Below are 20647 nucleotides of genomic sequence, written 5' to 3'. Positions count from 1 at the left end.
GGCCGCCCGTGACGCTCGGGCCGTCCTCCCCGTGATCCGGGCCGCTTCCGGGCTACTCGGGCCGCGGTGCCAGGATGAGCGGCCGGCTCCCGCCCGACCGGGCCTCCGCCACGACCTCCTCGGCCGGCGTCCCGGCGGGTGCCGTCAGTACGGCGGTGATGTCCGCGGCCCGCGCGTAGGTGCCGGGGCTGACCCGGGCGCTCACCCGCAGCAGCCGCAGCGCCTCCGGATCGGCCGCCGACCGTTCGGGGAACCGGTCCGCTTCGGCCTCCAGCCCCTTCAGTACGGCGGGGTACGCGACGATGTCCACGGTCAGCAGCTCACCGTCCAGCCGGCGCTCGGCCCAGCCGTCCGTCCGCACGAAGTAGAGGCAGCCGTCGCCCTCGTATCCGTACGCCCCGAGCCTGGCGACGGCGTCCTCGCCCGGGGTCCTCCCCTCCGCCGCGGTCACCACGAGCGTCACGGATTCCGGATCGTCCGGATCCAGTCCGGTGCACAGGACGAGCTCTGCCATCTGCCATCCCCAGGGGAGCGAGGTAACGGGACCGACGGCAGACTAGCCCGTCCTCCGAAGGCCCTCGGACGCCCGGCTCCCCGTAGGCCCTCAGGCACCCGACTCCTCGTGGCGGCGGACCAGTTCGGCCGTTCCCGTCTCCGTGAACGTGCCGTGCAGACGCATCCGGGCCACTCCGCCGTCGGGGAAGGTGTCGAGGCGGACATGGGTGACCACGGCCCGGACGCGCGGCACGAAGCGGTGGAGGGTGTCCGGCTGGAGCGCGGTGCGGGGGATGATCTCGAACCATTCGCCCGTCTCCCCGTCGCGGCCCCGAAGGGCGATCCAGCCGGCCGCGTTGCCCTTGAGGCAGGCGGTGTCGATCTCGACCGCGCGGACCGCGCCCTGGGCGGGCAGCCGGAAGCGGACCCAGTCGTTCGTGTCGCGGACCCGGCGACGGCGGTTCTCCCAGCCGTCGTCCATCTTGCGGGAGGTGCCGGGCAGGATGATCTGGGTGGGCGAGGAGTAGAAGCGGTCGGAGGCGTCCTCGTACGTACCGCCGTTCAGGACCGAGATCAGGTCGACGGTGCCGAGTGCGGCGAGCCAGGCCGGGTCGGGGATCACCTCGCCGTGCACACGGAGGCGGGCGATGCCGCCGTCGGGGTGCTGGCAGAGGCGGACGTGGGTGTAGCGGCGGCCTCCGGTGATCTCGAAGGCGTTGGCGGCGTGGCCGCGTACGGGGGCCGGCGGGAGGATCTCGTCCCACTTCACGTCGTCGGCCAGCAGTTCGGCGGGGCCGGGCGCGCCCTCGGCCGAGGTGGCCTGGACCGATACGCGCTGGGGGTAGTTGCCGCGGAAGTGGGCGGTGTCCACGACGATGCCCCGGATGACGCCGGGGGCGCCGAGCCGGACGATGGCCCAGTCGTGCTCCCCGGGGGCGGGGAAGGGGTGGGCCGCGTCGGCACCGCGTCGGCGGCGGGTCTCCCAGCCGTCCATGATCTTGCCCTTGTGCCCGAACCGCTCGGGGTCGAAGACGGCCGGCTCGCGGACCAGGAGGTTCTCGCGCTCGGCGAAGAACTCGTCGTTGGCGGCGATCACGCCCGCGCCGAGGCGGCGGTCGGCGAGGTCGACGAGGTCGGTGAAGGGGAGGCCGTCGGCGGTGCGGTAGTCGGCGTACGGGTCGCCGCCGCCGTAGGGGGCCGCGTCACGGGCATGGGGGTCGGTGTCCTGGAATGTGGTCCCGCTCGCGTCGAAGGTCATGGGCCGACTGTCCTACGCCGAATCCATCAGGTCCATCGAAAGTTTTCGCACATCATGTTCAGCTCAGCCGAACGATCGGGCGGCCCTGACGAGGGCCTCCAGCACCCGCGCCACGGCCGGTCCCCCTTCCGCCCCCTGCCGGACCGCGGCCACCACATGCCGCCGGGGCCGGTCCGCCTCCAGGACCCGCAGCACCACGCCCTCCCGGCGCTCCCGCGAGGCCATCCGCGGAATCAGGGCGATGCCCATGCCCGCCTCGACCAGGGAGAGGATCGCCGTCCAGCCCGCGGCGCTGTGCGCCTGCTCGGGCACGAACCCGGCGGCCTCGCACGCCGCCGTCGTGATCTGCGACCAGGGGCCCGAGCCGCCGAAGATCCACGGCTCACTGGCCAGGTCCGCCAGCCGGAGGGCGGGGGCGCGGGCCAGCCGGTGGTCCGCCGGGAGGGCCACGTCCAGGGGGTCGGCCAGCAGGGGCAGCAGGGTGAACCGGGGATCGCGCTCCGTCGGGGCGTGCGCGGCGAGGGAGAGGGCCAGGTCCACATCGCCGGAGGTGAGCAGCTCGTACGCCTGCGCCGCCTCGGCCTCCCGGACCCGTACGTCCGGCGCCGGGCGCTCCTCGGCGCGCAGGAGCCGGACGGCCGGTACGACGAGGGCGGGCACGGCGGTGGAGAACGCGCCGACCCTGACCTCGCCCGCCTCACCGCGCAGATAGCCGGCCAGTGCGGCGTCGGCGCGCTCCAGTTCGGCGAAGACCGCCTCGGCGTGGCGGAGTACGAGGTGGGCGGCGTCGGTGAGGCGGACCCGGCGCCCCTGGGCCTCCAGGAGCGGCACGCCGAGCTGTCCGGCCAGATTGGTGAGCTGCTGGGACACCGCGGACGGGGTCATCAGCAGTGCCCCGGCCGTCGCGGTCACCGTGCCCCGGTCGCGCAGGGTGCGCAGGATCCGGAGCTTCTTGACGTCCCACTCGGTCATGAGCGCAACCTACCGGGCGGGTATGCCCGCCGGCTCCGGCGCCCGGACACACGGACGCGCCGCACGGTAGCTCGTACCGGCGGCGCACCCGTCAGGGACTACGGCAGTGCTCAGGCCTGCTTCTTGGACCTGTCCAGCACCATGACCAGGCCCGTGATCACCACGAACAGGGCGATGGGCGCCACGACATAGAGGCCGATGGTCTCCATCGCGCTCAGGCCGGGGCCCGGGTCGTCGCCGTCATCGCGGGTGAGCGCGAGCGCCGGGGACGACATGAGCAGCATCATCAGCGTCGTACCGGCCGCGACGGCGCCGGCGCGCATAGCGTTCTTCTTGTCCACGGTGCAAACGTAGCGAACGCCTAGGAGCGACGCGCGCCCGGGGGTGCCGTATGACCCTTTCGGGGCCTCAGAACGTCCATCAGGCCGTGCAGTCGGGGCGAGTGGGCCAGTTCCTCCAGGGTGACGGGATGCCCTTCGGCATCGGCCACGGGCAGCCGCCAGTTGGGGTACTGGTCCCAGGTGCCGGGGAGATTCTGCGGGCGGCGGTCGCCGACCGTGTCGGGCAGCCAGACGCCGACCATGCGCGCGGGGGTGCTCAGCAGGAAGCGGTGGACGGCCCGGACCGCGGCCTCCTCCCGCCCCTCACCCTCGGGGAGCAGCCGGAGCCGGGCGAGGTGGGCCAGCCACTCGGCGGTGCCGGTGGCGTCCTCGGTCAGCTCCTGCTCCAGGGGGCGGGTGAGCAGGCCGAGCCGGTGGCGCAGCCTCACATGGTCACCGGTCAGCCGGGCGGCGGTGGACGGCAGGTCGTGGGTGGTGGCCGTGGCCAGGCAGTCCCGGCGCCATCTCTCCGGCGGGAGCGGCCGGCCCGTGCCGTTCCAGTCGCGCTCGAACCAGAGCACGGAGGTACCGAGCACGCCCCGCCGGGCGAGTGCCTCGCGCACGCCGGGTTCGACGGTGCCCAGGTCCTCCCCCACGACAACGGTCCCGGCCCGGTGCGCCTCCAGGACGAGGACGGCGAGCATCGCCTCGGCGTCCTGGGCGACATAGGTGCCCTCGGTGGGCGGGCGGCCCTCGGGGACCCACCAGAGCCGGAAGAGGCCCATCACATGGTCGATGCGCAGGGCGCCCGCGTGGCGGAGCAGCCCGCGCAGCAGGCCGCGGTAGGCGGCGTATCCGGTGGCGGCGAGGACGTCGGGGCGCCACGGGGGCAGCCCCCAGTCCTGACCGTGCGCGTTGAAGGCGTCGGGGGGCGCGCCGATGGACATCCCGCGGGCGAGGACGTCCTGCTGGGCCCAGGCGTCGGCGCCCCGGGGGTGCACTCCGACGGCCAGGTCGTGGACGATCCCGATGCCCATCCCGGCGTCCTCGGCGGCGCGCTGGGCGTCGGCGAGCTGAGTGACGGTCAGCCAGACGAGCCGGCAGTGGAAGTCGACCCGGTCCAGCAGCCCGGTGCGGGCGTGGGCGGTCTCCCGCGAGCGGGGGTCGCGCAGCGCGGCGGGCCAGGTGTGCCAGTCGGGGCCGTGCACCTCGGCGAGGGCGCACCACAGGGCGTGGTCCTCCAGGGCCTGTCCGTGCTCGGCCAGGAAGTCGCAGTAGGCCGCCCGCCGTCCGGGGGTCAGCGGCACCTCGTGGATGAGTTCCAGGGCCTGCCGCTTGAGCTCGCGGACGGCGTCCCGGTCGATCGGCTCGCCCTTGTTCAGCACGGCCTCGCGCAGGGACGCGGCGTCCTGGCGGAGGTCGTCCAGGGTGGTCCGGTCCTGGACGAGCCCGTACTCGGGGATCGACTCGACGCGCAGGTGGACGGGGTCGGGGAAGCGGCGCGACGAGGGGCGGTAGGGGGACGGGTCGGAGGGTCTGCCCGGTACGGCCGCGTGGAGCGGGTTGACCTGGACGAAGCCGGTGCCGAGGGTCCGCCCGGACCAGGCGGCGAGGTCGGCGAGGTCGCCGAGGTCGCCCATGCCCCAGGAACGCGCGGAGAGCAGGGAGTAGAGCTGGACGAGGAAGCCGTGGGTGCGGGCGGGCGGCTGCGGGGCGCGGGGCGGGGCGACGACGAGCGTGGCGGTGGCCTGGGCCAGGCCGGCCGTGTGGACGGTGAGGCGGTGGACGCCGAGCGGCGGGTCGGTCCACCAGGAGGGTGCGGGCGGCCCCTCGGCCCCGTCCATGGGGGGCGGACCGGGCGGGCGGTCCGGGGCGGGTGGGGCTTCCGCCCGGTCGGCGGCGGGTGGACCGGGCGGGCGGTCCGCGGCCCGGTCCGCCCGCCATGACACCCGCATCAGCAGGGGCCGCGGCGCGGGGGCGCCGGCCCGGCCGGGCTCGGGCTCCGGGTCGACGGTCAGCGTCGTGCCGGGCGGCAGCGTGGTCAGGGCGGGCGGCAGCGGTTCGCCGGACCAGATCACCACCGTCGCCGGGAGCAGACGGGAAGCCGCCGCCGATTCGGCCGCCGTCAGCGATTCGCGTACGTCCTCGGGGGTGCCGGCGTCCACGCCCAGCGCGGCGAGCACGGCCGTGACCGTGCCGTCGGGGACGGACACCGCGGCATCCGGGGACGGGGAGCAGGAGGTGGCGACGCCGTGCAGTGCGGCGAGCCGGGACAAGCCCATTCAGACTCCAGGGAACTCCATGCCCCCTGCGGTGCCGGGTGCGGTCGGCTCGCTGGTCAGAGGGGCGACGGCGGCGAGCGGTGGCTCGCTCGTGAGCGGGGTGGCGTCGGCGAGCGGGGGCTCGCTGGTCAGGGGTGCGGCGTCGGCGAACGAGGATTCGCCGGTCGGCCGGGGGACGTCGGCGAGCGGCGGCCCGCTGATCAGCGGAGCCACCTCCGCCAGGGGCGGTTCACTGGTGAGCGGAGCGGAGCCGGGCGGGCCGGCCACCTGTCCGGGGATGTTTCCGGGGACCTGTTTGGAGAGGGCGGAGAGCAGAAGCTGCGCGGCGGCGGGCATGGTGGCCTCCTGGCCATGGAGAACAGGACACAGCAGGCCTACCCAGCCCCGGCGGGAGCAGACGTGGACGAGACGTAGGCGTTATGACAACGAGCCCAACGTGCCGTAGGTCACATTCCGTTCCCCCGTACGGCGACTATGCGGCGTTTTCCGCCAGTCGGAGCCATGCCTACAGGTCATCAGGAACCGCACCCGTCAACACTCCGGGCATATCCGACAGAACAGCCACGCACATTGACACCCTCGGTCCCGGGTGGTGGGCTCGGAGCCCACCGGTGGGACGAGGGGAGAGCGACGTGCAGTTCGGGCGCAGAAGGCACGCGACGGCTGTCGCCGTCGCCGTGATCGGCGGACTCCTCGGTGCCGTCGCTCCGGCCGCGACGGCCGCCCCCGTCGTACCCGGTCAGCAGGCAGCCACCTCGCCCGACCGCGCCGACAGCGCGCGGCTGCCGTCCGTCTGGCCCCGGCCCCAGAGCATCAAGCCCGCCGGGCAGGCCGTGCCGCTCGGCACCGAGGCCACCCTCGTCGTCGGCGCGGACGCCGATCCGTACGCCGTGGACGCGCTGCGCGGCGTGCTGCGCGGGGCGGGGGTACGGACCCTGCACGAGGCCCTGCCCGGCCGTGGCCCGGTCTTCCGGATCGGCGGCGCGGGCGCCCTGGACGCGCTGCGGACCCTGCGCGCGCCGGAGCGCGCCGACCTGCCCCCGGGCGGCTACCGGATCGCCGTCGGCCAGGTCGCCGGGCGCTCCACCGTCGCGCTGGACGGCATCGGCGAGGACGGCCTCTTCCACGGTGTCCAGACGCTGCGTCAGCTGGTGCGCGACGGGGCGGTGGCCGGGGCCGTGGTGCGCGACTGGCCGGGCACCGCCGTACGCGGCATGGCCGAGGGCTTCTACGGGCAGCCGTGGACCCGTGAGGAGCGGCTCGCGCAGATCGGGTTCATGGGGCGGACGAAGCAGAACCGCTACCTGTACGCGGCGGGCGACGACCCCTACCGGCTGGCCCGCTGGCGCGACCCGTACCCGGCCGAGGGGCGCGCCGACTTCCGGGCACTGGCCCAGAAGGCCCGCGCCGAGCATGTGACGCTCGGCTGGGCGGTCTCCCCCGGCCAGGCGATGTGCATGTCGTCGGACAGCGACATCAGGGCACTGACCCGCAAGGCCGACGCCATGTGGGCGCTGGGCGTACGGGTCTTCCAGCTGCAGTTCCAGGACGTCAGCTACAGCGAGTGGCACTGCGACCAGGACGCGGAGACCTTCGGCAGCGGCCCCCGGGCGGCGGCCAGGGCACAGGCCCGGGTGGCCGGCGCGCTGACCCAGCACCTGGCGGACCGTCACCCGGGCTCGGCTCCGCTGTCGGTGCTGCCGACGGAGTTCTACCAGGACGGCGCCACCGACTACCGCACGGCGCTCGCCGCCGAGCTGGACGACCGGGTACAGGTGGCGTGGACCGGTGTCGGGGTCGTGCCGAGGACCATCACCGGGCGGGAACTGGCCGGGGCCCGTGCCGCGTTCCGGCACCCGCTGGTCACCATGGACAACTACCCGGTCAACGACTACGCGCAGGACCGGATCTTCCTGGGCCCGTACACCGGCCGGGAGCCGGCGGTGGCGAGCGGTTCGGCCGCGCTGCTCGCCAACGCGATGGAGCAGGCGTCCGCCTCCCGCATCCCGCTGTTCACCGCCGCCGACTTCGCCTGGAACCCGAAGGGGTACCGGCCGCAGGAGTCCTGGCACGCGGCGATCGACGACCTGGCGGGCGGGGACGCCCGGACCCGGGACGCGCTGCGGGCCCTCGCGGGCAACAGCGCGGCCTCCGTGCTCGGCGGCGACGAGTCCGCCTATCTCCAGCCGCTGCTCGCCGCGTTCTGGAAGTCCCGTGCGGCGGACGTGACGGCGCGCGACGGCGCGGCGCGCGAGCTGCGGGCGGCCTTCTCCGTGATGCGGGAGGCCCCCGAGCGGCTGAAGGCCCCGGCGGACGGACGGCTGGACGCGGAAGTGCGGCCGTGGACCGAGCAGCTGGCCCGGTACGGCGAGGCGGGCGAGCTGGCCGTCGATCTGCTCCAGGCGCAGGCGCGCGGGGACGGGGCGGGCGCCTGGCGGGCACAGCTGGCCCTGGAGCCCCTGCGCGAGAGGATCGCGGCGAGCGGCGCGACGGTCGGCAAGGGGGTGCTGGACCCCTTCCTGGACCGGGCCCGCAAGGCCGCCGACGGCTGGAACGGTGCCGACCGCACGGCCGGGACGGTCACCAAGGACGCGCACAGCTACACCGTCCGGCTGAACCGGGCCCGTCCCGTCGAGGCCGTGACCACGATGACGGAGCCGGGCGGCGGATTCACCGACGCCTTCCTGGAGGCCCATGTGCCGGGCGAGGGCTGGCGCCCCCTGGGCAGGCTCTCGGCGGCCGGCTGGACCCACACGGCGGCGAAGGGGCTGCGGACGGACGCGGTGCGCGTCACCGTGCCCCGGGCCGCCCGGAACGCTCCCCCGGCCTTCATGAGCCCGGCCCTGCCCGCGGCCCCGCGCGTGGACCCGGACGCCCTGAAGGTGCGGAACCTGATCCCGTGGTTCGGTGACGAACCGGCGGCCAAGCTCGAACTCGTACGCGGTGTGACGGACGCGGAGATCGGCGGCGGCCCGCAGCGCGTGGCGGCCCGGCTGGCCGGGCAGCGGCCCGAGGAGGTGCACGGCGCGCTCACCGCCAAGGCCCCCAAGGGCATCGAGGTGCGGGTCCCGAAGCGGACGACGGTGCCGCGCGGCTCCCGTACCGACGTCCCCGTGGACATCACGGTCCCGGCGGACACCCCGGCCGGCGAGTACGCGGTGCCGTTCACCTTCGGCGGCGAGGAGAGCACCCTGACGGTGCGGGCCTACCCGCGGACGGCGGGGCCCGATCTGGCCCGTACGGCCACGGCGTCCTCGTCCGGCGACGAGACCGCGGACTTCCCCGCCTCGGCGGCCTCCGACGGGGACCCCGCCACCCGGTGGTCCTCACCGGTCGAGGACGGCGCCTGGTGGCAGACCGAGCTGGCGGAGCCCGTACGGCTGGGCCAGGTCGTGCTGCGCTGGCAGGACGCGCACGCCTCCCGCTACCGCATACAGGTCTCCGCGGACGGCCGCAGCTGGCGTACGGCGGCCACCGTGCGGGAGGGCAGGGGCGGGCGCGAGTCGGTCCGGATGGACGCCAAGGACACCCGGTTCATCAGGGTGCAGGGCGACACCCGGGCCACCGAGTACGGCTACTCGCTCTGGTCGGTGGAGGCGTACGCCGTCGCTCCGGACAGCCCCTGAGCCGCGCCCGTACCGCGCGCCCAGCACGACGAAGGCCCGGGTCTCAGGCGGAAACGCCGTCGATCCGGGCCATCGCGTCGTCCGCGCCGAACGGTTGCAGATACGGCAGCCAGCGCGGGTCCCGGTGTCCGGTCCCGATGATCCGCCAGGCCAGGCCGGTCGGCGGGGCGGGCTCATGGCGCAGCCGCCAGCCGAGCTCGGGCAGATGCCGGTCCGCCTTGACGTGGTTGCAGCGGCGGCAGGCCGCCACCACGTTGTCCCAGGCGTGCTGTCCGCCCCGGCTGCGCGGGATGACATGGTCGACGCTGGTCGCGGCGGCGCCGCAGTACATGCAGCGTCCGCCGTCCCTGGCGAACAGCGCCCGGCGGGTCAGCGGAACGGGCCCCCGGTAGGGGACCCGTACGAACCGCTTGAGGCGGACGACGCTGGGCGCGGGTACGGCACGGGTCGCGCTGCGCAGGAGGGAGCCGGACTCCTCCAGGCAGATCGCCTTGTTTTCGAGCACGAGGACGAGCGCGCGGCGGAGCGGTACGACGCCGAGCGGCTCGTACGACGCGTTGAGAACCAGGACGTGCGGCACGGTGGATGCCTCCTTGTACGCCGGCGGCGCGTGGCTCGCGCCGGGACGATCCGGTCTCAGTCTCTCCTCCGGCCTGGTCGGAGCGCCACCACGTACGGGTAACGGGCCGGGAGGATTTTCCTCACCACCCGCCCGGACGCACCGCCCCGGCCCGCCGGAACAGCGGCTTCACCGGAGTGGGGAGCGGCACTGTGCGATCGGCCACAGAACGGGTATGCGCGGGTGAGACGTGTCTCTCTCCCGCGAACACGGCAGCGATCCGCCGCACCTGCTTCGTTAGTGTGGTTGATCAGGCTCTCAGCCGTCGTACCCCTTGGAGGTCCTCACCGTGTCCCTGTCAGCCCTCTTGGCCGCAGCTCCGTCACCCGGGCCGGGCGGCTCGCTGGACGAAGCGGCCGAGCAGGCCGGCAACGCCGCGGGCTGGGTCGAGGAGAACTGGTCCACCTGGCTGAACACCGGTCTGCGCATCGTGCTCATCGCGGCCATCGCGATCGTGCTGCGCTATGTGATCCGCCGTGCTCTGACCAACCTCATAGAACGGATGAACCGCAGCGCCCAGGCGGTGGAGGGCACCGCGCTGGGCGGCCTGCTGGTCAACGCCGAGCGCAGACGCCAGCGCTCCGAGGCGATCGGCTCGGTGCTGCGCTCGGTGACCTCGTTCCTGATCCTGGGCACGGCCGCCCTGATGATCCTCGGCGCGTTCCAGATCAATCTGGCGCCGCTGCTGGCCTCGGCGGGTGTGGCCGGGGTGGCACTGGGCTTCGGCGCCCGCAATCTCGTCACCGACTTCCTCTCCGGGGTCTTCATGATCCTGGAGGACCAGTACGGCGTCGGGGACACCATCGACGCGGGCGTCGCCTCCGGCGAGGTCATCGAGGTGGGTCTGCGGGTCACCAAGCTGCGCGGCGACAACGGCGAGATCTGGTACGTCCGCAACGGCGAGGTCAAGCGGATCGGCAACCTCAGCCAGGGCTGGTCCACGGCCGGGGTGGATGTGACGGTGCGCCCCACCGAGGACCTGGAGGAGGTGCGCGCGGCGATCACCGCCGCCGCCGGGACCATGGCGAAGGAGGAGCCCTGGTCGGAGCGGCTGTGGGGCCCGGTGGAGGTGCTGGGCCTGGACGCCGTCCTGCTGGACTCCATGACGGTCCGGGTCACCGCGAAGACGATGCCGGGCAAGGCGCTGGGCGTGGAGCGCGAGCTGCGCTGGCGGATCAAGCGGTCCCTGGACGAGGCGGGCATCCGGATGGTCGGGACCCTGCCCGTCCAGGCGGACGGCGCTCCGGCCCCGGACCCGACGGCCCAGATGGCCGCCCCGTCGGCGTACGCCTCCTCCACCTCGCCGCAGTCGTTGGCCGCGACACCGATCACACCGCCGAACATCACGAAGTAGCACCCGTCCGGGTGAACGGTGAGGGGCGCTCCGCGACTGTTCGCGGGGCGCCCCTCCGGCGTCGGGAGGGTACGGCCACCCTTCAGGTAACGCTTTGGTTGCCACGGGGGTGTGAACCATTGACGGTGCGGTGACCTGCGCCATACCGTCCTCTCACCGAATAGGAAAGTTTCCTAACAGAGGGCGGGTGCATCGATCATGGCGGGGACCACTCCGGGTACGCCACGCGTCCTGCGCGCGATGAACGACCGGGCCGCCCTCGACCTGCTGCTGGAGCACGGCCCGCTCTCCCGGACGAGGATCGGGAAGCTGACCGGACTGTCCAAGCCCACCGCCTCCCAGCTGCTGGCGCGGCTGGAGGCGGCCGGTCTGGTCGTGGCCACCGGCACCAGCGAGGGGCGCCCCGGGCCCAACGCGCAGCTGTACACGGTGAACGCGCGGGCCGCCCATGTGGCCGGGCTCGATGTGAGCACCCAGCGGATCGTCGCCGCGGTCGCCGATGTGACCGGTGAGACCGTCGGCGAGTTCGAGCTGCGCACCCCCGGCCGGCGCGCCGTCGGCGTGGTGCGGCAGGTCGCCGACGCGCTGGACGGCGCGGTCAAGGACGCCGGGCTGACCCGCGCCGATGTGCACCGGGTCGTCATCGGGACGCCGGGCGCCTTCGACCCCGGGACCGGACGGCTGCGCTACGCCTCGCACCTGCCCGGCTGGCACTCCACCACCCTGCTGGACGAGCTGGCCGCGTTCCTGCCGATGCCGGTGGAGTACGAGAACGACGTGAATCTGGTGGCCGTGGCCGAGCAGCGGCTCGGCGCGGCCCGCGGCGACGAGGACTTCGTCCTGCTGTGGAACCAGGAGGGCCTCGGCGCCGCCCTGGTCATCAACGGCCGGCTGCACCGCGGCTTCACCGGGGGTGCGGGTGAGGTCGGATTCCTGCCGGTGCCGGGCACTCCGCTCGTACGCCAGGTCGTCAAGGCCAACAGCGGCGGCTTCCAGGAGCTGGCGGGCGCCCAGGCGCTGCCCCGGCTCGCGAGGTCGCTCGGCATCGACACCCCGCAGCAGCCCTACTCCGAGGTCGCCGCGGCCCTGCTCGTGCGGGCCGTCGCCGCGTACGAGCAGGACGGGCCGCTGACGGAGCTGCTGCGCCAGTACGCCCAGCGGCTCGCCACCGGTCTCGCCTCCGTCACCGCCGTCCTCGACCCCGGGCTGATCGTGCTCTCCGGTGAGCTGGTCTCCTCGGGCGGTGAACTCCTGCGGTCCCTGATCCAGTCCGAGCTCGCCGAGCTCGCGGCTTCCCGGCCCCGTCTCGTCCTCGGCGAGATCGACCGGCATCCGGTCCTGCGCGGCGCCCTGGAACGGGCCCTCGCCGACACCCGCGACGAAGTGTTCGACACCTCTCGCTGAGTCCCGCACACCGCCTCACCCCTCGTACCGCTTGTCCCCCGCTTCCATCCCCTGCCCCTTTCCCTGTCCCTGGGAGTTCCGTCATGCGCACCAGCCGTCTGACCACCACCGCTGTCGCCGTCGCGGCGATCTCGGTTCTCGCCTCCGCGTGTACCGGCCAGTCCGAGTCCGCCGCGAACGACGACCCGAACGCGAAGACCACGATCAACTTCTGGCACGGCTGGAGCGCGCCCGCCGAGGTCAAGGCGGTCCAGGACAACGTGGACCGGTTCGAGAAGGCCCACCCGAACATCAAGGTCAACGTCGTCGGCAACATCAATGACGACAAGCTCAACCAGTCGCTGCGCGCGGGCGGTTCGAAGGGGCCCGACGTGGTGTCGTCCTTCACCACGGCCAATGTCGGCAAGTTCTGCTCGTCCGGCGCCTTCGCCGATCTGAAGCCCTTCATCGAGAAGTCGAAGCTCGACCTGGAGAAGACCTTCCCGAAGGTCCTGCTGGACTACACGCAGTTCGAGGGCAAGCGCTGCGCGCTGCCGCTGCTCGCCGACGCCTACGGGCTCTACTACAACAAGGACGCCTTCGAGAAGGCCGGCATCACCGCGCCGCCGAAGACGATGTCGGAGCTGGCGAGCGTCGCGAAGAAGCTGACCGTCGAGAAGGGCGACAGCTACCAGCAGCTCGGCTTCATGCCGACCTTCCACGGGTACGAGACGGTCGCCGACCACTACATGTCCTCGTGGGACCACAAGTACTTCGACGGGAACGGCAAGTCCAACATCGCCAAGGACCCGGCGTTCGCGGAGATGTTCACGTACCAGAAGAAGCTGGTCACCGACCTCGGCGGCTACGAGAAGCTGGAGAAGTACCGCGGCACCTTCGGTGACGAGTGGGGCTCCAAGCACCCGTTCCACACCGGTCAGGTCGCCATGCAGCTGGACGGCGAGTGGCGTCTGGGCATGGCCGAGGACGCCAAGGTGCCGTTCGAGATCGGTGTCGCGCCGATGCCCGTCGCCGACGACGAGGCCGACAGCTACGGCAAGGGCTTCCTGTCCGGCACGATCATGGGCATCGCCCCGGCGAGCAAGAAGCAGAACGCCGCCTGGGAGCTGGTCAAGTTCATGACCAGCGACACGAAGGCCGTGGTCGACTTCGCCAACGGCATCCGCAATGTGCCCTCCACCTTCGAGGCGCTGAAGTCGCCCGACCTGAAGTTCGACCCGCGCTTCAAGACCTTCCTGGACATCGCCCAGCACCCCAAGTCCAACACCCCGGACGGGGCCATCAACGGCTCGACGTACCAGTCGACCATCCAGGACTTCGGCTTCCAGTACGAGAAGGGCGCGGTGAAGGACCTGAAGGCCGGTCTGGAGAAGACGGCCGCGCAGATCGACACCGACATCGCCAAGGCCAAGTAGCAGCACGATGACGACGCACACGCTCCGCGCCAAGCGCCGCAGGTCGGCCCTTCGGACAGCAGCCTTCATGTCGCCGTGGCTGATCGGGTTCACCGTCTTCTTCGCGTACCCGATGGTCTCGACCGTCTACTTCTCCTTCATGGAGTACGACGGTTTCGGCGCGCCGGTCTTCAACGGCCTCACGAACTGGACGTATGTCTTCGAGGACTACCCCATGTTCTGGCCGTCGCTGCGCAACACGCTCTGGCTGGTGCTCGTCATGGTCACCTGCCGGGTCGTCTTCGGCCTGGGCATCGGCCTGCTGATCACCAAGATCAAGACGGGTACGGGAGTCTTCCGCACCCTGTTCTACCTGCCCTACCTCGCACCCCCGGTCGCCGCGACGCTGGCCTTCGTCTTCCTCCTCAACCCGGGGACGGGGCCGGTCAACTCGATCCTCGGGGACCTGGGGCTGCCGACGCCCGGGTGGTTCAACGACGCCTCCTGGTCCAAGCCGGCGCTCACCATGCTCGCGGTCTGGGGCATCGGCGATCTGATGGTCATCTTCATGGCCGCCCTGCTCGACGTGCCGACCGAGCAGTACGAGGCCGCCGAGCTCGACGGCGCCTCGCCCTGGCAGAAGTTCCGCTTCGTGACACTGCCGAACATCTCGCCGATCGTGATGTTCGCCGTGGTCACCGGAGTGATCCAGGCCATGCAGTACTACACACAGCCCCTGGTCGCGGGGAAGGTCGCCTCCGGCATCATCGGCGGCTCCGGCCAGTCCTTCGAGCCGGGCTATCCCGACAAGTCGACACTGACGCTTCCGCAGCTCGTCTACAACCTCGGCTTCCAGCGCTTCGACTACGGCTCCGCCTGTGTCGTGGCCCTCGTCCTGTTCGCCCTGGCCATGACCTTCACCGCGCTGCTGATGCGGGGCCGCAACAACCTTCTCCAGGCCGGTGACTGAGTCATGACCCAACTCCTCGACAAGCCCGCGGCCCCGGTGGCCGACGAGCCGACGCCCGCCGAGCGGGTGGCACGCCGCAAGGCGCTGCTGCACTGGATCGCCGTGCACTCGCTGGGCATCGCGGCCGCGCTCTTCTTCGTGCTGCCGTTCGTCTTCGTCGTGCTGACCTCGCTGATGAGCGACCAGCAGGCGCTGACCCGCGACCTCACCCCGAACACCTGGGAGTGGGACAACTACAAGCGGGTCTTCAACACCCCGGGCTTCCTGACCTGGTGGCGCAACACCCTGCTGTACGCGGGGGTCGGCACCGTGCTGACGGTGGTGTCGTCCGTCCCCGTGGCGTACGCGCTCGCCAAGTTCCGCTTCCGCGGCCGCAAGCTGTCGCTGATGCTCGTCATCTCGATGATGATGCTGCCGCCTCAGGTCGTCATCATCCCGATGTACCTGTTCTGGGCGAAGCAGCTGGACCTGTCCGGCACGCTCTGGCCGCTGATCATCCCGATGGCCTTCGGCGACGCGTTCTCCATCTTCCTGCTGCGGCAGTTCCTCCTGACCATCCCCAACGAGTACCTCGACGCGGCCAAGGTCGACGGCTGCGGCGAATTCCGCACGCTGATCAGGGTCGTTCTGCCGATGGCCAAGCCCGGCATCGCGGCGATCGCGCTCTTCCAGTTCTTCGCCGCCTGGAACGACTACTTCGGCCCGCAGATCTACGCCTCGGAGAACCCGGCCGCCTGGACGCTCAGTTACGGCCTGGAGTCCTTCAAGGGCGCGCACCACACCGACTGGAATCTGACCATGGCCGCGACCGTACTGGTCATGGCCCCCGTGATCGCCGTCTTCTTCTTTGCCCAGAAGGCATTCGTCGAAGGCGTCACACTGACCGGAGTAAAGGGCTGACCATGAAGCTCGCAGTAGTTGGTGGCGGGTCCACCTACACCCCCGAACTGATCGACGGCTTCGCACGGCTGCGCGACACCCTGCCGGTCGAGGAGCTGGTGCTCATCGACCCGGCGGCCGACCGGCTGGAACTGATCGGCGGACTCGCCCGGCGGATCTTCGCCAAGCAGGGCCACCCGGGGAGGATCACCACGACCTCCGACCTGGACGCGGGCGTCGCCGACGCCGACGCGGTCCTGCTCCAGCTGCGCGTCGGCGGACAGGCCGCGCGCAACAAGGACGAGACCTGGCCGCTGGAGTGCGGCTGCGTCGGCCAGGAGACCACCGGGGCCGGCGGCCTCGCCAAGGCGCTGCGCACGGTGCCGGTCGTCCTCGACATCGCCGAGCGGGTCCGCCGCTCCAACCCGAACGCCTGGATCATCGACTTCACCAACCCGGTCGGCATCGTCACCCGGGCACTCCTGACGGCCGGTCACAAGGCCGTCGGCCTGTGCAACGTGGCCATCGGCTTCCAGCGCAAGTTCGCCGGGCTGCTCGACGTCACCCCGGGCGAGGTCCACCTGGACCACGTCGGGCTCAACCACCTGACCTGGGAGCTCGGGGTGCGCCTGGGCGGCCCCGAGGGCGAGAACGTCCTGCCGAAGCTGCTCGCGGAGCACGGCGACGCCATCGCGGACGACCTGCGGATGCCGCGCGCGATCGTGGACCGCCTCGGCGTCGTCCCCTCGTACTACCTGCGGTACTTCTACTCGCACGACGAGGTCGTCCGGGAGCTCGGCACCAAGCCGTCCCGGGCCGCCGAGGTCGCGGCGATGGAGAAGGAACTCCTGGAGATGTACGGGGACCCGGCGCTCGACGAGAAGCCCGCGCTGCTCGGCAAGCGCGGCGGCGCCTTCTACTCGGAGGCGGCCGTGGACCTGGCGGCCTCGCTGCTCGGCGGCACCGGATCCGCGGTGCAGGTCGTCAACACGTACAACAACGGGACGCTGCCGTTCCTCGCGGACGACGCGGTGATCGAGGTGCAGGCCCGGATCGACGGCACCGGCGCCACCCCGCTGGCCGTCCCGTCGCTGGACCCGCTGTACGCCGGTCTCATCGCCAACGTCACGGCGTACGAGGACCTCGCCCTGGAGGCGGCGCTGCGCGGCGGCCGGGACCGGGTCTTCAAGGCGCTGCTCTCGCACCCGCTGGTCGGGCAGTACGAGTACGCCGAGGGCCTCACCGACCGGCTGATCGCCCACAACCGGGAGCACCTCGCGTGGGCGTGAATGTCTCGGTCGTCGCCATCGACGCGGGAAACAGCAAGACCGATGTGGCACTGATCGGCGAGGACGGGAGCGTGCTGGGCACGGCCCGCGGCGGCGGCTTCCAGCCGCCCGCCGTCGGGGTGAGCGCCGCGCTCGACGTGCTGTCCGGGATCCTGGACCGGGCGGTCGCGGCGGCCGGCGGGACCGTCGGGAACATCGGGCATGTCTCCGCGTGCCTGGCCAACGCCGATCTGCCGGTCGAGGAGGCGGAGCTGACCGAGGCCCTGCTCGCCCGCGGCTGGGGCGGCACCGTGGAGGTGCGCAACGACACCTTCGCGATACTGCGGGCCGGGGTGGACGAGCCCCGCGGCGTGGCCGTGGTCTGCGGTGCCGGGATCAACTGTGTCGGCATGGTGCCGGACGGGCGCACCGCCCGCTTCCCCGCGATAGGCCGGATCTCCGGTGACTGGGGCGGCGGCTCGGGGATCGCCGAGGAGGCCATGTGGTTCGCCGCGCGGGCCGAGGACGGCCGCGGCGAGCCCACGGAGCTGGTCCGTACGCTGCCCGGCCACTTCGGGCTCGACACGATGTACGCGCTGATCGAGGCGCTGCACCGGGGGCAGGTCCCGTACGAGCGGCGCCATGAGCTCACCCCGGTGCTGTTCGCCACGAGCGCGGCCGGTGACCCGGTGGCGGCCTCCGTGGTGAACCGGCTGGCGGAGGAGGTGGTCGCGATGGCCTCGGTCGCGCTGGGCCGTCTCGGTCTGCTGGACGAGGAGGCACCGGTCGTCCTGGGCGGCAGCGTGCTGGCCGCACGCCACCCCCAGCTGGACGACGGGATCGCCCGGCTCCTCGCGGCCCGCGCCCCGAAGGCGGTGGTCCGGGTGGTGTCCGAGCCGCCGGTCCTGGGGGCCGCGCTGCTGGGTCTCGACCACGTGGGTGCGGCGCCCGAGGTGCACCGGAGGCTGCGCGCCCAGTACACCTGACACACTGAGCACGCCGTGGGGGCGTCTCCCAGCGTTCGCGCCGGGGGACGCCCCCACTGCTCCGGGGGAACCGATCAGTGGTCAGGGACGTGTTCCTGGTGGGGAGACCGGTGCGCTCGGGGATGCTCCGGCATCGCTCGCGGGGATGTTCGGGGCTTGTTACGGTGATCGTCTTGATCGACTGCGCTCGCACTGATCGAATGCGGGGACCGAGGCGGGATCCAGGCGTTCGTCATGTGGACTCCGTTCCCTGCGGCCATACTTCTGGCCGGGTACCAGTTCCCCGACCGGCCGGGGGGCCGGGCCACCGTCAGTGACCGAGGGGGAGGTCGAGTGACACACCCGCCGATGGGGGGCTCGCGGGCTGAGCGGGCACCGGCTCCGCCGTCCGCGCCCGCTCAGCCTTCCGCGCCCGCGACCGTACCCGCGCAGCGCCGTGGTGCCTGGAGTGGGCAGACGGAGCGGCTGCGCGCCGCGGCGACGACCGAACCCGGCCGGCTGCGGATCATCGGAGCCGTACTGGCGCTGCTGGTCGTGGCGTTCGGGGCGGTGACGGCCATGGAGATCTCGGGCCGGGCCTCCGCCGCCGACGACGTGGTCAGCCGCAGTCAGCCGCTGAGCGCGGATGCGGCGGCCATCTACCGCTCGCTCGCCGACGCGGACACGATGGCGGCGAGCGGCTTCCTGGCGGGCGCCCAGGAGCCGAGGAACGTGCACGAGCAGTACGAGCGGGACATCAGGGACGCCTCACGGCTGCTGGTGAAGGCCGCGGCGGGCACGGACGCCACGACCCGGTCCCGGCACGAGATCGCCACGCTGAACGAACTGCTCCCGGTCTACACCGGTCTGATCGAGCGGGCCCGCGCCAACAACCGGCAGGGCCTGCCGCTGGGCGGGGCCTATCTCCGGTACGCGAACCAGAAGATGAGCGACGAACTGCTGCCCGCCGCCGAGCGGCTCTACGTGGCGGAGACGGGCCGGCTCGGCCGTGACTCCGCCGACGCCCGGCAGTTCCCGTATCTCTCCCTGGTGGCCGGGGTCGTGGTGCTGGCCGCGCTGGTGTGGCTCCAGCGGCGCAACTACCGCCGTACCAACCGGGTCTTCAACCACGGCCTGCTGGCGGCCACGGCCGCCGCGACCGTGCTGCTGCTGTGGATGGCGGTGGGGCACACGGTGGCACGGACCGAGCTGCGTGCCGCGATGGTTCACGGGCAGGAGTCACTCGATGTCCTCAACAACGCGCGGATCAGCTCCCTGAAGGCGCGCGCCAATGAGAACCTCACCCTGGTCGCCCGCGGTGCCGTACTGACCGAGGACGGCACCGCGGACAAGTACGAGACCGACTACACCACAGGCATGAAGGCGCTCGGCACGCAGTTGACGAAGGCCGGGAAGCTCGCCGACAACCTCCAGGGGAGAGATCCGGTGGCGAAGGCCATCACCAGTGTGTCCGAGTGGCAGGCCCGTCACCGCAAGGCCCGTGCGACCGACGACAACGGCGACTACGACGGTGCGCTGAAGCAGATCATCGGCCCGGAGGGCACCACGGGCGAGTCGTTCCACGAGGTGGACACGGCGCTGGAGAAGGCGCTCGCCCATGAGCAGGGCGAGTTCACCCGGTCGGCGACGGACGGGCGCGGCGCGCTGGGCGGGCTGCCGGTCGGGGCCGCCGCGCTGGCGGTGCTGGGCGCGGCGGCCGTCGTCGTGGGCGTCAACCGCAGGCTCTCGGAATACCGGTGAGAGGGGCAGCGATGACCGGGGCGAAGGACTGGGCCGCGCGTGGCGGACTGCGCGGCTGGGGCGGGGTGACGGGCATGGCGGTCGCCTGTGCCGTCACGGCCTCTCTCACCCTGCTGCCGCTGTCCCACGGCCGTACGGGACCGTTCGGCACGGACCCGGCGGGCACGGGGCGGACAGCGGCGGTGCCCGCGCGGGCGGAGGCGTGCACCGAGCCGGAGGCGAGCCTGCCCGCGTCCAGGGAGAGCGGGCCGAACATCGAGAAGATCCGCGAGCGCGGCAAGCTGATCGCCGGTGTCGACCAGAACAGCTTCCAGTGGGGTTACCGCAACCCGGGCAATCCGGAGACCGGCTCGCTCGAAGGCTTCGACATCGATCTGGTGCGGGCCATCGCGCAGGACATCCTGGGCGACCGCGACGCGGTGATCTTCCGGGCCATTCCCACCAACCAGCGCATCACGGCCCTGGAGCAGGAACGGGTCGACGTGGTCGTGCGGACGATGACGATCAACTGCAAGCGGCTGGAGCAGGTGTCCTTCTCCACGGCCTACTTCCAGACCGGGCAGCAGGTCCTGGCCCCGAAGGACTCGACGATCACGGGGTACGACTCCTCGCTGAAGGGCAAGCGCGTCTGCACCGCCGAGGGCTCCACCGCGTACGAGGCGCTGGAGAAGCAGTCCTTCGGCGCGGTGTTCAAGGACGACGCCGACGGCACCGGGCGGGACAAGGACCAGCTGACCGTGCCCAACCAGCTGGACTGTCTGGTCCGTCTCCAGCTCGGCGAGGTCGACGCGATCGTCACGGACAACGCCCTGGCGGCGGGCCAGGCGGCGCAGGACCCGGCGGTGGCCCTCAAGGGCGACAAGCCGTTCACCACCGAGTACTACGGCGTGGCGGCGAAGAAGGGCGCGGACGATCTGGTGGCCCGCGTCAATCAGGTACTGGTCGACTACCGCGCGGGCGGCGACGACAGCCCCTGGATGCGTTCGTACCGCGACTGGCTGGAGACCGGGCTGCCCGGGATCAAGGCGCCGCCGGCGCCCAAGTACCGGAGCAACTGATCCCGTTCCGGGCCCATGGGCC

Annotated in this window: 17 protein-coding genes; 10 read left to right on the top strand and 7 right to left on the bottom strand. The window is 72.3% G+C overall.

Features of this window, described 5'->3' with window-relative positions:
* Positions 1–52 precede the first annotated feature (52 nt).
* The 6 genes from ABT170_RS08015 to ABT170_RS07990 form a co-directional block, all read right to left on the bottom strand.
* Positions 53–514: a hypothetical protein gene (locus ABT170_RS08015; RefSeq protein ID WP_351865033.1), complete on the bottom strand. Its 462-nt coding sequence runs from the start codon at positions 512–514 to the stop codon at positions 53–55.
* A 90-nt stretch (positions 515–604) separates the two neighbouring features.
* A complete protein-coding gene (gene alc, locus ABT170_RS08010) occupies positions 605–1753 on the bottom strand; it encodes an allantoicase (protein ID WP_351865030.1) in 1149 nt (382 codons plus the stop codon).
* A 63-nt stretch (positions 1754–1816) separates the two neighbouring features.
* Positions 1817–2725: a LysR substrate-binding domain-containing protein gene (locus ABT170_RS08005; protein WP_351865027.1), complete on the bottom strand. Its 909-nt coding sequence runs from the start codon at positions 2723–2725 to the stop codon at positions 1817–1819.
* A 110-nt stretch (positions 2726–2835) separates the two neighbouring features.
* The gene (locus ABT170_RS08000; protein ID WP_266930723.1) at positions 2836–3066 is read right to left on the bottom strand and encodes a hypothetical protein; all 231 of its coding nucleotides are present in this window, start codon (positions 3064–3066) and stop codon (positions 2836–2838) included.
* 20 nt (positions 3067–3086) lie between these two features.
* Positions 3087–5327 carry a 4-alpha-glucanotransferase gene (gene malQ / locus ABT170_RS07995; RefSeq protein ID WP_351865024.1) on the bottom strand — a complete coding sequence of 747 codons (2241 nt, stop codon included), beginning with the start codon at positions 5325–5327 and terminating at the stop codon, positions 3087–3089.
* Positions 5328–5663 (bottom strand): hypothetical protein, encoded by a 336-nt coding sequence (locus tag ABT170_RS07990; RefSeq protein WP_329944060.1) that lies wholly within the window; start codon positions 5661–5663, stop codon positions 5328–5330.
* A 296-nt stretch (positions 5664–5959) separates the two neighbouring features.
* On the opposite strand from ABT170_RS07990, the gene ABT170_RS07985 reads away from it, so the two are divergent.
* Complete coding sequence (locus ABT170_RS07985; RefSeq protein ID WP_351865239.1) at positions 5960–8953, top strand: glycoside hydrolase family 84 protein; 2994 nt, start codon at positions 5960–5962, stop codon at positions 8951–8953.
* 43 nt (positions 8954–8996) lie between these two features.
* Here ABT170_RS07985 and ABT170_RS07980 read toward each other — a convergent pair whose 3' ends face one another.
* Positions 8997–9533, bottom strand: coding sequence for an HNH endonuclease (locus ABT170_RS07980; protein ID WP_266930731.1), 537 nt, complete (start codon positions 9531–9533; stop codon positions 8997–8999).
* A gap of 328 nt (positions 9534–9861) precedes the next feature.
* On the opposite strand from ABT170_RS07980, the gene ABT170_RS07975 reads away from it, so the two are divergent.
* From ABT170_RS07975 to ABT170_RS07935, 9 genes are all read left to right on the top strand, one after another.
* Positions 9862–10926: a mechanosensitive ion channel family protein gene (locus tag ABT170_RS07975; RefSeq protein WP_329944061.1), complete on the top strand. Its 1065-nt coding sequence runs from the start codon at positions 9862–9864 to the stop codon at positions 10924–10926.
* A 198-nt stretch (positions 10927–11124) separates the two neighbouring features.
* The gene (locus ABT170_RS07970) at positions 11125–12330 is read left to right on the top strand and encodes an ROK family transcriptional regulator (protein ID WP_329944062.1); all 1206 of its coding nucleotides are present in this window, start codon (positions 11125–11127) and stop codon (positions 12328–12330) included.
* Between the two features lie 83 nt (positions 12331–12413).
* Positions 12414–13745 (top strand): ABC transporter substrate-binding protein, encoded by a 1332-nt coding sequence (locus tag ABT170_RS07965; RefSeq protein WP_329944063.1) that lies wholly within the window; start codon positions 12414–12416, stop codon positions 13743–13745.
* A gap of 7 nt (positions 13746–13752) precedes the next feature.
* Positions 13753–14694: a carbohydrate ABC transporter permease gene (locus tag ABT170_RS07960; RefSeq protein ID WP_329944064.1), complete on the top strand. Its 942-nt coding sequence runs from the start codon at positions 13753–13755 to the stop codon at positions 14692–14694.
* Between the two features lie 3 nt (positions 14695–14697).
* Positions 14698–15594, top strand: coding sequence for a carbohydrate ABC transporter permease (locus tag ABT170_RS07955; RefSeq protein ID WP_266930738.1), 897 nt, complete (start codon positions 14698–14700; stop codon positions 15592–15594).
* Between the two features lie 2 nt (positions 15595–15596).
* Positions 15597–16862 (top strand): 6-phospho-beta-glucosidase, encoded by a 1266-nt coding sequence (locus ABT170_RS07950; RefSeq protein WP_329944065.1) that lies wholly within the window; start codon positions 15597–15599, stop codon positions 16860–16862.
* Entirely contained in the window at positions 16853–17827 is a 975-nt protein-coding gene (locus tag ABT170_RS07945; protein WP_329944066.1) for an N-acetylglucosamine kinase, read from the top strand. The genes ABT170_RS07950 and ABT170_RS07945 overlap by 10 nt, the downstream gene beginning before the upstream one ends.
* A 333-nt stretch (positions 17828–18160) precedes the next feature.
* Positions 18161–19567, top strand: a complete 1407-nt coding sequence (locus tag ABT170_RS07940; RefSeq protein ID WP_443034315.1) for a GlnX family signal transduction membrane protein — start codon at positions 18161–18163, stop codon at positions 19565–19567.
* An 11-nt stretch (positions 19568–19578) separates the two neighbouring features.
* A complete protein-coding gene (locus ABT170_RS07935) occupies positions 19579–20625 on the top strand; it encodes a glutamate ABC transporter substrate-binding protein (protein WP_329944068.1) in 1047 nt (348 codons plus the stop codon).
* Positions 20626–20647 lie beyond the last annotated feature (22 nt).

Source organism: Streptomyces sp. NPDC001787 (assembly GCF_040297465.1).
In the GTDB taxonomy this organism is placed as follows: Bacteria; Actinomycetota; Actinomycetes; order Streptomycetales; family Streptomycetaceae; genus Streptomyces.
The sequence above is the reverse complement of the archived record's forward strand: the minus strand, read 5'-3'. Positions and strand labels throughout refer to the sequence as shown.